At 54.8% G+C, this 12,002-nt stretch carries 13 protein-coding genes and 3 tRNA genes; 9 read left to right on the top strand and 7 right to left on the bottom strand.

Translation table 11 applies throughout. From position 1 onward, the window contains the following. Positions 1–23: 23 nt before the first annotated feature. Positions 24–1,088, bottom strand: a complete 1,065-nt coding sequence (locus NUX24_RS11085) for a diguanylate cyclase (protein WP_257831524.1) — start codon at positions 1,086–1,088, stop codon at positions 24–26. 215 nt (positions 1,089–1,303) lie between these two features. Between NUX24_RS11085 and NUX24_RS11080 the strand changes: the two genes are divergently transcribed. Further along, complete coding sequence (locus NUX24_RS11080; RefSeq protein WP_047651610.1) at positions 1,304–1,573, top strand: DUF1435 domain-containing protein; 270 nt, start codon at positions 1,304–1,306, stop codon at positions 1,571–1,573. 42 nt (positions 1,574–1,615) lie between these two features. Here NUX24_RS11080 and NUX24_RS11075 read toward each other — a convergent pair. The 4 genes from NUX24_RS11075 to rsmC form a co-directional block, all read right to left on the bottom strand. Then, a tRNA-Leu gene (locus tag NUX24_RS11075) sits at positions 1,616–1,701 on the bottom strand. A gap of 33 nt (positions 1,702–1,734) precedes the next feature. Beyond that, a tRNA-Leu gene (locus tag NUX24_RS11070) sits at positions 1,735–1,821 on the bottom strand. 28 nt (positions 1,822–1,849) lie between these two features. Beyond that, positions 1,850–1,936, bottom strand: a tRNA-Leu gene (locus tag NUX24_RS11065). 172 nt (positions 1,937–2,108) lie between these two features. Continuing rightward, on the bottom strand, positions 2,109–3,137 hold the full coding sequence (gene rsmC, locus NUX24_RS11060; RefSeq protein WP_257831522.1) for a 16S rRNA (guanine(1207)-N(2))-methyltransferase RsmC: 1,029 nt from the start codon (positions 3,135–3,137) through the stop codon (positions 2,109–2,111). Between the two features lie 102 nt (positions 3,138–3,239). Between rsmC and NUX24_RS11055 the strand changes: the two genes are divergently transcribed. The 8 genes from NUX24_RS11055 (at position 3,240) to NUX24_RS11020 (ending at position 9,602) form a co-directional block, all read left to right on the top strand. After that, on the top strand, positions 3,240–3,653 hold the full coding sequence (locus NUX24_RS11055) for a DNA polymerase III subunit psi (RefSeq protein ID WP_257831520.1): 414 nt from the start codon (positions 3,240–3,242) through the stop codon (positions 3,651–3,653). Continuing rightward, positions 3,622–4,065: a ribosomal protein S18-alanine N-acetyltransferase gene (gene rimI, locus NUX24_RS11050; RefSeq protein WP_047742882.1), complete on the top strand. Its 444-nt coding sequence runs from the start codon at positions 3,622–3,624 to the stop codon at positions 4,063–4,065. Before NUX24_RS11055 ends, rimI begins: the two co-directional genes overlap by 32 nt. Before the next feature lie 19 nt (positions 4,066–4,084). After that, positions 4,085–4,762 (top strand): pyrimidine 5'-nucleotidase, encoded by a 678-nt coding sequence (yjjG, locus tag NUX24_RS11045; RefSeq protein ID WP_039260913.1) that lies wholly within the window; start codon positions 4,085–4,087, stop codon positions 4,760–4,762. A 91-nt stretch (positions 4,763–4,853) separates the two neighbouring features. Next, positions 4,854–6,443 (top strand): peptide chain release factor 3, encoded by a 1,590-nt coding sequence (gene prfC, locus NUX24_RS11040; protein WP_028015433.1) that lies wholly within the window; start codon positions 4,854–4,856, stop codon positions 6,441–6,443. 299 nt (positions 6,444–6,742) lie between these two features. Beyond that, positions 6,743–7,360, top strand: coding sequence for a molecular chaperone OsmY (osmY, locus tag NUX24_RS11035; protein WP_047651608.1), 618 nt, complete (start codon positions 6,743–6,745; stop codon positions 7,358–7,360). Positions 7,361–7,487: 127 nt separating this feature from the next. Further along, positions 7,488–7,649, top strand: coding sequence for a DUF1328 domain-containing protein (locus tag NUX24_RS11030; protein WP_003856556.1), 162 nt, complete (start codon positions 7,488–7,490; stop codon positions 7,647–7,649). A gap of 121 nt (positions 7,650–7,770) precedes the next feature. Further along, complete coding sequence (locus tag NUX24_RS11025; RefSeq protein ID WP_257831513.1) at positions 7,771–8,823, top strand: patatin family protein; 1,053 nt, start codon at positions 7,771–7,773, stop codon at positions 8,821–8,823. Next, positions 8,820–9,602, top strand: a complete 783-nt coding sequence (locus tag NUX24_RS11020) for a TatD family hydrolase (RefSeq protein WP_257831511.1) — start codon at positions 8,820–8,822, stop codon at positions 9,600–9,602. The genes NUX24_RS11025 and NUX24_RS11020 overlap by 4 nt, the downstream gene beginning before the upstream one ends. Here NUX24_RS11020 and NUX24_RS11015 read toward each other — a convergent pair. Next, positions 9,597–10,457 carry a YjjW family glycine radical enzyme activase gene (locus tag NUX24_RS11015; RefSeq protein WP_257831509.1) on the bottom strand — a complete coding sequence of 287 codons (861 nt, stop codon included), beginning with the start codon at positions 10,455–10,457 and terminating at the stop codon, positions 9,597–9,599. The genes NUX24_RS11020 and NUX24_RS11015 overlap by 6 nt on opposite strands. Further along, the gene (locus NUX24_RS11010) at positions 10,432–11,967 is read right to left on the bottom strand and encodes a YjjI family glycine radical enzyme (RefSeq protein ID WP_257831507.1); all 1,536 of its coding nucleotides are present in this window, start codon (positions 11,965–11,967) and stop codon (positions 10,432–10,434) included. Before NUX24_RS11010 ends, NUX24_RS11015 begins: the two co-directional genes overlap by 26 nt. Positions 11,968–12,002 lie beyond the last annotated feature (35 nt).

The raw sequence follows: 12,002 nt of genomic DNA, 5'->3' as shown, positions 1-12,002 counted from the left end.
TCCGGGCGACACCGCCGTGATGTTTATGCCGTCTGCAGCTCTTCACTCAACAGAATGTTATTGCGCCCCATATGCTTTGCTTCGTAGAGGGCTTTGTCCGCTTTTTCCAGCGCGCCTTCCACGTCTTCATCCTCGAAAATAGCAATACCAATGCTGATGGTGACGTTTGTCGCGACACTCTCGTTAAACAGATGCGGGATTTTCAAATCGTAGACTTTCTGACGGATCCGCTCGGCCGTCTGGCGGGCATGTTCGAGAGAAATATTGGTCAGCAGCACCATAAACTCTTCTCCGCCAAAACGCGCCACAATATCGCGAGAACGCACGGCGTCGCGGATTGCCGCAGAGACGCGCTTCAGCGCCTGGTCGCCCATCATATGGCCATAATGATCGTTGTAGGCTTTAAAGTGGTCGATATCCATCAGCAGAACAAAATGCTCGCCATTTTCTACCGTCGGCAGGTTCTCCAGACGGCTTTGCAGACCGCGACGATTATAGAGCCCGGTAAGCGGGTCCATCATGCTGAGATCGGTAAGAGTTTCTCGCTCTTCCAACAGGCGAGAAAGCAATTCCTGAGCGAAACGATCGTTACGCGTTTGCAAAATGTTATGAATAGCAATTGCGACCACAGGAAGTGCGAAAGAATAGCTCATTCTCAGCCATATATCGTGATCGCTTAGCCACAGGCAGACAATAAAAGTGGGCAATGAGTGCAGCGTAAATGCTTTGATATTACTGGCGAATGCCAGCGTTCCGATAAAAAGTACCGTTAATAGAGCGATTAACAAATACGTCGCGTGGTCGTGAGTAATTAAGGCGAATTTAGACTCAATTTGCCAGGCCCACAAAATACCGAAGATCCCTGAAACAACGGGAATATTGATCTTCCGCGCGCGCTTTCTCCAGTGCCAGACGAACAGGCCGGTGCTGATGGAGAAAATAGCAATAAGTGGGGCAGATAACAGGCGTACAGAATTGAGCGGATTTGTTACCGAGAACACTGCCGAAGTTGCGTTCAGAAATAAAAATAAACGTAACGACAATTGATATTTTCTGTGAACCAAAGACCGCCAGGATTGTGATGTCATAGTCGTGCGTTTTTATTAAAATTTAATTAAAACAAATAAGTAGGTGCTGTTTCGCAATAAAACATGCAAAAAACTCAAAGAGTAATTATCAGAAAATCTTTAGATGTTGTTAACAGGTGTGCAATTTATCACCTTAGGCAATTCCTGTCATTACGGGAAAGGTAAAGGTCCATGGATTTTGATTCATTCAGCTGACAAATGATAATCTGTGTCATATGATATTGGTTATCATTATCGTTGTGAGAGGGCAGATCATGTTGAACAGGGCGCTTGGCAGTGGTTGGGGGGTATTGCTACCGGGAGCCATTCTCGGCGGGTTGATGTTTGCCGATCTCTCCCTTGATACCTGGAAAGCGCTCATTGTGTCAGGCCTGTTAGTCACGTCAGGCATGATCTGGCATAAGCAGCTGCGCCACTTTGTTTTACTGCCATCATGCGTAGCACTGGTCAGCGGAATTCTGGTGATACTGATGAGTTTGAAATAACAGGGAAAAACAAGAGGAACTTCAGAAGGGATGTAAGATAATTGGTGCGAGGGGGGGGACTCGAACCCCCACATCCTAAGGACACTAACACCTGAAGCTAGCGCGTCTACCAATTCCGCCACCTTCGCACAGTCATCTTACTATTTTTGATATCGCCTCGTTGGTGCGAGGGGGGGGACTCGAACCCCCACATCCGTAAGGACACTAACACCTGAAGCTAGCGCGTCTACCAATTCCGCCACCTTCGCCCAGTGCGAGCAATATCATTGTGATTTATGGTGCGAGGGGGGGGACTCGAACCCCCACATCCGTAAGGACACTAACACCTGAAGCTAGCGCGTCTACCAATTCCGCCACCTTCGCATACCATCGATACTGTAAAAGTATCGTAACCACGGAGGCGCATTCTAGATGTTTTCAGCTTTACGTCAACAGAAAAGTGCGCGCTACGCCTTGATTGCTGCAAAAATGGCCGATGCAGGCGCCATGCGGAGCCGGATGGCGCTTGCGCTTATCCGGCCTGCAGGAATGGCGATTACTTTTTGGCCTGGCGCGTCATGACGGTACGGTAGACCTTAAAGCGGCCGGTCTGGGCGATCACTTCGTGGAAGCCGAAGGTTTCGTCCAGCACTTTCGGATACGCCAGGAAGGCGTTCGCGACAATACGCAGCTCACCGCCGCTGTTGAGGTGACGGACTGCGCCACGGATCAGCGTTTGTGCCGCTTCCAGGCTGGTTTCCATACCGTCGTGGAACGGCGGGTTAGAGATGATCATGTCGAAGCGACCGGTGATGTCGGAGAAGACGTTGCTGGCAATCACCTCGCCTTCAATGCCGTTTGCGGCAAGCGTTGCGCGGCTGGCTTCAACCGCCGGGGCGCTCACGTCACACAGGGTTAAGCGCACTTTGGGGGAATGGCTGGCAAGCACGGTAGAGAGCACGCCCGCGCCGCAGCCCACGTCCAGCACTTTGCCTTTGGTGTGCGGCGTCAGGGTGGAGAGCAGCAGCTTGCTGCCCGTATCCAGCGCGTCACGGCTGAACACGCCCGGCAGCGTTTTGATGGTCAGACCGTCAAGCTGGTACTCGTCCCGGTAAGCCTGAGGATCAAACGTTGTCTGTTTTTCCAGACGGCCATGGTACAGACCACAGCGGCGAGCGCTGTCGACTTTATTCAACGGCGCGTAGCCTTCCAGCATCTGTTCAGCGCTACGCACGCCGCTGCGGTTCTCACCCACCACGAAAATATCGCAGCCGACCGGCAGCAGGGAGAGCAGGTTCATCAGCTGGAACTGGGCTTCCGGTTTATTCTTCGGCCAGTAGTAAATCAGCGTGTCGCAGTCGGCGATATCGCTCTGCTCCGCCACCAGGCTAAAGCGCGCGCGCTCGCCCATCTGGCGGCTCAGCACCTGCCAGTGGTGGTAGTATTGGGTGTGGGCACGGCTTTCAGCACAGTCGAAACGCGCAGGCAGGTCATCCTGCATATCTCCGGCAAACAGAATACGGCTTTCTTCGAAATCATCACTGTGACGCAGCAAGACTTCACTTGCCGGGGTAAATGCAGACATGAATTGTTCCTCAATAAACTCAGGCGGGGATTATAGTAGGTAGATGGCGCACTTTCGACACATTTGCTATATTTGCGCGCCTGAGAGACAGGAGTTTTCCCTATGACATCCCGACGAGACTGGCAGTTGCAGCAGCTGGGCATTACCCAGTGGGCTTTGCGTCGCCCGACGGCGTTGCAGGGCGAAATCGCCATTTCCATCCCTGCACACGTACGCCTGGTGATAGTGGCGGAAGAACTGCCTGCCCTGAATGAACCCCTGATCGATGATGTCCTTCGCAGCCTGAAGATGACGGCCGACCAGGTTTTACAGCTGACGCCAGAGCGTGTCGCGATGCTGCCTCCTGATAGCCGCTGTAACAGCTGGCGTATCGGAGAGACAAACGAGATCCCCCTCCAGGGGAGCCAGATCTGCACGCCAGCGCTGGACGAACTGAAAGCCAACCCAAAAGCGCGCAGCGCGCTATGGCAACAAATCTGCGAATATGAACACGATTTCTTCCCTCACGACGCCTGACCTGACCACAGCGTTTGCGATTGAAACACGCGCCCACGCGTTTCCGTGGAGCGAAAAAACCTTCGCCAGCAATCAGGGCGAACGGTATCTGAACTTCCGTCTGGACGTTGACGGCACCATGGCCGCCTTCGCGATCACGCAGGTTGTTCTTGATGAAGCGACGCTGTTTAATATTGCGGTTGATCCTGCGTTCCAGCGCCGTGGGCTGGGAAGAGAACTGCTCGAGCATCTCATTCGTGAGCTCGAAACCCGTGACGTTTTCACCCTGTGGCTGGAGGTGCGCGCGTCTAATGTCGCCGCCATCGCGCTCTATGAAAGCTTAGGCTTTAACGAGGCGACAATCCGCCGTAACTACTACCCCACCGCAGAGGGACGTGAAGACGCCATCATAATGGCTCTGCCGATTGGATAACGAATATAAGGTTGTAACGATGAAATGGGACTGGATTTTCTTTGATGCCGACGAAACGCTGTTTACGTTCGATTCGTTCGGCGGCCTGCAGCGGATGTTTCTCGACTATAGCGTGACCTTCACCGCTGAAGATTTTCAGGACTATCAGGCGGTCAACAAGCCGCTGTGGGTGGATTACCAGAACGGTGCCATCACCGCGTTACAACTTCAGCACCAGCGCTTTGACGTCTGGGCGGAACGCTTAAAGGTCAGTCCAGGGACGCTGAACGATGCGTTCCTGAACGCGATGGCCGATATCTGCGCGCCGCTGCCGGGCGCGGTTTCCCTGCTGAATGCATTGAAAGGCAAGGTGAAACTGGGGATCATCACCAACGGTTTTACCGCCCTGCAGCAGATCCGCCTCGAACGCACCGGCCTGCGCGATCATTTCGACGCGCTGGTGATCTCGGAAGAGGTGGGTGTACCTAAACCGGATCCGCGTATTTTCGACTACGCGCTGGCGCAGGCCGGTCATCCTGACCGCGATCGCGTCCTGATGGTGGGTGATACGGCAGAGTCAGATATCCTGGGTGGCATGAAGTCAGGTTTGTCGACCGTCTGGCTCAACGCGCATGGCCGCGTGAAGCCTGAAGGCATTGAGCCGACCTGGACCGTGACGTCGTTGAACGAACTGGAGCAACTCCTGTGTAAACAATGATTGCCTGCCCCCTATTGATGGGTAAAATAGCCGCAATTTTGTATTCCATGATGCGTGGCGTGCTGCCGCGCTTATAAAAGAAGATTTAATTATGACGTTGTCTCCTTATCTGCAAGAGGTAGCCAAGCGCCGCACTTTTGCCATTATCTCTCACCCGGATGCCGGTAAAACGACCATCACCGAGAAGGTGTTGCTGTTCGGACAGGCGATCCAGACCGCGGGCACCGTTAAAGGCCGTGGCTCCAGCCAGCACGCAAAATCTGACTGGATGGAGATGGAAAAGCAGCGTGGTATTTCGATTACCACCTCCGTGATGCAGTTCCCGTATCACGACTGCCTGGTGAACCTGCTGGACACCCCGGGCCACGAAGACTTCTCCGAAGATACCTACCGTACCCTGACGGCGGTGGACTGCTGTCTGATGGTGATCGACGCCGCGAAAGGTGTAGAAGACCGTACCCGTAAGCTGATGGAAGTCACCCGTCTGCGCGATACGCCGATCCTCACCTTTATGAACAAACTCGACCGTGACATCCGCGATCCGATGGAGCTGATGGATGAAGTGGAAAACGAGCTGAAGATCGCCTGTGCGCCCATCACCTGGCCCATTGGCTGCGGCAAGCTGTTCAAAGGGGTGTATCACCTCTATAAAGACGAAACCTACCTGTATCAGACGGGTAAAGGCCACACCATTCAGGAAGTGCGCATTGTTAAAGGTCTGGACAACCCGGATCTGGACGCGGCGGTCGGGGAAGAGCTGGCCGCGCAGCTGCGCGACGAGTTGGAACTGGTCAAGGGCGCATCTCACGAATTCGACAAAGAGCTGTTCCTGAGCGGCGAAATCACACCGGTCTTCTTCGGTACCGCACTGGGTAACTTCGGCGTTGACCACATGCTCGACGGTCTGGTGGAGTGGGCGCCGCAGCCGATGCCGCGCAAAACCGACACCCGTGAAGTGGAAGCTAAAGAAGAGAAGTTCACCGGCTTCGTGTTTAAGATTCAGGCCAACATGGACCCGAAACACCGCGACCGCGTGGCCTTTATGCGCGTGGTGTCCGGTAAGTATGAAAAGGGCATGAAGCTGCGCCAGGTGCGTATCGGGAAAGACGTTGTCATCTCCGACGCGCTGACCTTTATGGCGGGTGACCGTTCGCACGTTGAAGAAGCCTATCCGGGCGACATCATCGGTCTGCACAACCACGGCACCATCCAGATCGGCGACACCTTCACACAGGGTGAAATGATGAAGTTCACCGGTATTCCGAACTTCGCGCCGGAACTGTTCCGCCGCATTCGCCTGCGCGATCCGCTTAAGCAGAAACAGTTGCTGAAAGGCCTGGTCCAGCTCTCCGAAGAGGGCGCCGTGCAGGTCTTCCGCCCGATTGCTAACAACGATCTGATCGTTGGTGCGGTCGGTGTGCTGCAGTTTGACGTGGTTGTCGCGCGTCTGAAGAGCGAGTACAACGTGGAAGCGATTTACGAGTCCGTGAACGTCGCGACCGCGCGCTGGGTTGAGTGTTCTGACGTGAAGAAATTCGAAGAATTTAAGCGTAAGAACGAAATTCAGCTGGCGCTGGATGGCGGCGATAACCTGACCTATATCGCGCCAACGATGGTGAACCTGAACCTGACGCAGGAACGTTACCCTGACGTTCAGTTCCGTAAAACCCGCGAGCACTAATCCCCTCTCAGAGCACGGCTCCCGCCGTGCTCTTCTTTAATTCCTGTCTTATTAATCCCTTGCGGAATGTTCTTAATTCAACGCAATTTCACGCTATTCGCGCGTTTTTTACCCAATTCTGAAAGCGGCTCTGTGAGAGTGATCTATATTTAACTCAGTGTTTAACACCGGGCGTGGATAAATTAACTGTTCAATGCATGACTTTAGGTTATCCATTTTGCCCGCGTGTTTATTCGCAATATATATAACTACTAAGGAAGTATGTAGCCCGAATAACGGGTCAACACAGGAATAGATCGATGAATATGACAAGACTGAAGATTTCGAAAACTCTGCTGGCTGTAACTCTGGGTAGCGTTCTGGTGAGCGGTTCCGCTCTGGCGGAAAGCAGCACCATGGATAAAGCACAGTCCACGGCCGATACCGCAGGGCAAAAAATCGATAGCTCTATGAATAAAGTCGGCAACTTCATGGACGACAGCTCAATCACAGCAAAAGTGAAAGCCGCACTGGTGGATGATGAAGCCATCAAAAGTACCGATATTTCCGTTAAGACCGACAAGAAAGTGGTCACGCTGAGCGGCTTCGTAGAAAGCCAGTCTCAGGCCGAACAGGCGGTGAAAGTCGCGAAAGGCGTTGAAGGCGTTGCGTCCGTCAGCGATAAGCTGCACGTACGTGACGGTAAAAACGCGTCGGTGAAAGGTTATGCCGGTGATGCAGCCACAACCAGCGAAATCAAAGCTAAACTTTTAGCAGATGACATCGTGCCGTCCCGTAAGGTGAAAGTGGAAACCACCGATGGTGTGGTTCAGCTTTCCGGTACGGTAGATTCGCAGGCGCAAAGTGAACGCGCCGAGTCCATCGCGAAAGCGATTGACGGTGTGAAAAGCGTTAAAAACGATCTGAAAACGAAGTAAATCTTGACCATTCGCCCGTTTGGCTAACACCTGCGGGCGATATAAGAACGACTCTGGAAAAACGCCGGTGAGTGACCTGAGCGCTCACGTTTAGCGGCCGACATTAACTATGGTAAAGGAGAAGCTTATGTTTCGTTGGGGCATTATATTTCTGGTTATCGCGTTAATTGCCGCCGCATTGGGCTTTGGTGGACTGGCAGGTACAGCGGCATGGGCAGCTAAAATTGTCTTCGTTGTGGGTATTATTCTGTTCCTGGTCAGCCTGTTTACGGGGCGTCGACGTCCATAGCAAACGCAATATTTCTTAAACAAAATAAAGCCAGTCACTGTGACTGGCTTTTTCTTATTTGCGTAACAGGGCGGGTGCGTTACTGTGGTGTTATAAAATAATCAAAAACAGGAAAGCAGAGGTGGGGCAACGAATTCCCGTTACGCTCGGCAATATTGCGCCGCTGACGTTAAAACCGTTCCGCGCAGGTCAACTCGCGCTGGTCTGCGAAGGTGGAGGACAGCGCGGCATTTTCACCGCCGGCGTGCTGGACGAATTTATGCGCGCGCAGTTCAACCCGTTTGACCTTTACTTCGGCACCTCTGCCGGGGCGCAGAACCTCTCTGCTTATGTTTGTAATCAACCTGGCTATGCGCGAAGGGTAATCATGCGCTACACCACGGCAAAAGAATTTTTTAATCCGGTGCGCTTTGTGCGCGGCGGCAACCTGATCGATCTTGACTGGCTGCTGGAGTCGACCTCCAGCCAGATGCCGCTGGCCATGGATACCGCTGCCCGTCTGTTTGATAGCGGCAAAGAGTTCTGGATGTGCGCCAGCCGGGGCGATGACTATTCGCCGGGCTATTTTTCTCCTCAGAAGGAGAACTGGCTGGACATCATCCGCGCCTCCAGCGCGATCCCCGGCTTTTATCGTACCGGTGCCCTGCTGGACGGCATTAGCTACCTGGACGGTGGGATCAGTGACGCGGTGCCGGTGCAGGAAGCCGCCCGGCGCGGGGCGAAAACCATTGTGGTGATCCGTACCGTGCCGTCGCAAATGTATTACACGCCGCAGTGGTTTAAACGGATGGAGCGCTGGCTGGGCGACAGCAGCCTACAGCCGCTGGTGAACATCGCGAAGCAGCATGAAACCACCTACGGCGCGATGCAGCGCTTCATTGAAAAACCGCCGGGCAAGCTGCGTATTTTTGAAATCTATCCGCCTAAGCCGCTGCTGAGCATGGCCCTGGGCAGCCGCGTCCCTGCGCTGCGCATGGATTACAAAACGGGGCGGCTGTGCGGGCGCTATTTCCTGGCTACGGTGGGGAAAATGCTGGCGGAGCAACCGCCGCTTCATCGTCATAAACGCATTATTTTGCCGCCTGCGATTGTCGCCAATGACGCTCTGACGACGCCGCTGGTGGATATTCCGCAGGCGAATGACGCTTTACTGGATAACGAGGATCTGGCGTGACGTACCGCTTTGTCGATACCCATTGTCACTTTGATTTCCCGCCTTTTACGGGAGATGAAGAGCAAAGCATTGCGAAAGCTGCCGAGGCAGGCGTTCAGGCCATCATTGTGCCGGCAGTGGAAGCGGCCTATTTTTCCCGGGTGTTGGATCTTTCCACCCGGCACCCCGCGCTCTATGCCGCGCTTGGCCTGCATCCGATCGTGATTGAGCGGCATCTTGATGAGCACATTGAGAGGCTTGATGAGGTCGTGCAGACCGCAGGAGACAAACTTGTCGCCATCGGTGAGATCGGCCTCGATCTTTACCGTGAGGATCCGCAGTTTGAGCGCCAGCAGACGATCCTCGACGCGCAGCTCAGGCTGGCGAAGCGCCACGATCTGCCGGTGATCCTCCACTCAAGACGCACGCACGATAAGCTGGCGATGCACCTGAAACGCATCGATCTGCCGCGCAGGGGCGTAGTGCACGGTTTCTCCGGCAGCCTGCAGCAGGCGCAGCGTTTTATTGAGCTGGGTTATAAAATCGGCGTCGGTGGCACCATTACCTATCCGCGTGCCAGTAAAACTCGGGACGTAATGGCACAGCTGCCGCTGTCGGCGCTTCTGCTGGAAACCGACGCGCCGGATATGCCGCTGAATGGTTTTCAGGGCCAGCCGAATCGCCCGGAACAGGCGGCGCGCGTGTTTACCACCCTGTGTGAACTGCGACAGGAGCCAGAAGAGGTGATTGCCGGTGCGCTGCTTGAAAACACCCGTTCGGTATTTGGCATCACGCTATAGGTAAAGCGCCGGACGAATCACCGTTATCTTCTGTTTTTCCAGCGCCCGCGCCAGCGGTTCAACGTCCTCGGGCGTGGCGCTGCGCCACGACGCCGCCTCACCGTAAACGCCATGCGCATGAAACGCGTTGATGCGCACCGGAACATTCCCAAGCCCGTGGATAAAGGTCGTTAGCGGTTTGAGGTGTTCCAGATAATCACACTGCTCCGGAATCACCAGCAGGCGGAGCTCCGTCAAACGGTGACGATCTGCCAGCCAGCGGATGCTCTGCTTGATCTGCGGGTTTTCGCGCCCGGTCAGGAAGCGGTGATGCGCGTTCCCCCACGCCTTCAGATCCAGCATCGCGCCATCCAGTACCGGCAGCAGCTTTTGCCAGCCGGTTTCGCTTAACAGACCGTTGCTGTCTACCAGGCAGGTGAGGTGGCGCAGGGCGGGATCGGCTTTGATCGCGGTGAACAGGGCAATCAAAAACGGCAATTGCGTTGTGGCTTCACCGCCGCTCACGGTGATCCCTTCGATAAACGGGGTGGATTTGCGGACCTGGGTGAGGATCTCTTCCACGCTGAAGCGGTGCGCCATAGGCGTTGCCTGCTGCTGGCACAATTGCAGACAGGTGTCGCACTGCTGGCAGTCACTCTCCTGCCACCAGACGCGTCCAGCCTGAATAGTCAGCGCGTCGTGCGGGCAGTGGGGCACGCAGTCCCCGCAGTCGTTGCAGCGGCCGATCGTCCACGGGTTGTGGCAGGTTTTACAGCGCAGGTTGCAGCCCTGCAGAAACAGGGCCAGGCGGCTGCCCGGCCCGTCCACGCAGGAAAAAGGAATGACCTGACTAACTAAAGCGCATCTGCTGTTCATGGCTTATCACGCGCGGCTGACGTTCCAGAATGCGGGTATTACGTGCGGCCTCTTCGCCCAGCCACGTGGTATTGGTGCGCGATCCGGCTTCCCGGTATTTCTCCAGATCCGATAGTCGCACCATATAACCGGTCACGCGGACCAGATCGTTACCCGCTACGTTGGCGGTAAATTCACGCATACCCGCCCTGAACGCGCCCAGGCAAAGCTGAACTACCGCCTGCGGGTTACGTTTTACCGTCTCATCCAGCGTCAGGATATCGCTTATCCCGGAAGAGTAGTGTTTGTGGTGAGGAGCTACCGCCAGCAAATGGCTGATGGGATCCGGCTCGTCGCCGTAGGGCAGACGCGCGCCCGGCGTGGTGCCCGAGTCGGAACTGATCCCCGACTGCGCATGGAGCATCGCGCGCTGCTTCCTGCCGTACTTCACCGGCGTGTTTTCGACAAACGCCGCAAGCTGTTCGCTGATGCGATAGCCCAGCGCGTTGGCCTGTTCATCCTTTCCGTAGCGTCCCGCTATTCCTGCTTTCTCACAGAGCGCGTTTACCGCTTCCGCCAGGCCGTACATGCCAAACATGGGCACAAACCGATCGTCATCAATCAGCCCCTCTTTCACCAGGAAGCTATTCTCAAAGAAGCCGGATTGCTCGTACAGGAAACCGCAGCGCGCATCGATGATGGCAATTTGCTGCTGGCAGTAGTGCGGGAGCGTGCGGGTGAAGAAGTCGTCAATGGATGTGCTGCGTTCAGCAATGGCTTTGAGGTTAAGGCGCACCAGGGTGCTGCCACCGCCTGCAAGCGGCAGAGAGTTGTAACAGCTCACCACGCCGTAACGGCCTTTTGTGAAAATTTTATCATTCACTGGGCCATTAGAAATGTGCGGTTTGCTGCATTCACATATGTTTTTTGCCACCTCAAGCAGCAGGTCGTCAGGGGTGATATCGAGATCGTAGATAAAGGTCAGGTTCGGTGCAACCTGCTTCAGCTCTGCATCGGCACGCAGAATGGCACGGGTAATGGGGCCGTCAGCAGGCCCGATGTTTGCGTGCATAAACGCATCCGGCAGCGTACGGTCGAGATAGCGCCAGAAACGTTTTACTCGGCTATCGATCTCTTCTTGTGTTAGAATTCTAACATATGGAGTTAATATCGCATCAAGCTGACCGAGATAGACCGGCATCGATGTGACGGAAGGAACATGATGGTAGAGGATGGTTAACAGCGAGAGGGCGTCGTCGAGATCTTTCGCGCCTTCCAGCTCCAGCCACGCTGAACCGTTAGCGAGAAATTTTGCGTAATCCGGCAGAACGTAACGGGGTTTGTAAGGCGCATGGCCTTCGAACATGTCGCAGATAAACCCCTCGTCCAGCGCGGCGCGCGCAGCTTCAGGAAGTGCCGGATAAGGCAGGTTGTTCTCCGCTTCCAGCGCCAGAAAATGACGTTTTTGTTCCGGGGTTAACACCGGGCTTGTCACAATCTGCTGGCAACGTTGTTGCAGGGCGTCGGGCATGTTCACTTCCTTGAATATTCTACGGATGATGAACG

It is taken from the genome of Enterobacter sp. HG048 (genome assembly GCF_024702055.1).
Taxonomy (GTDB): domain Bacteria; phylum Pseudomonadota; class Gammaproteobacteria; order Enterobacterales; family Enterobacteriaceae; genus Enterobacter; species Enterobacter dykesii.
This window is presented reverse-complemented; position numbering and strand designations above follow the sequence as displayed.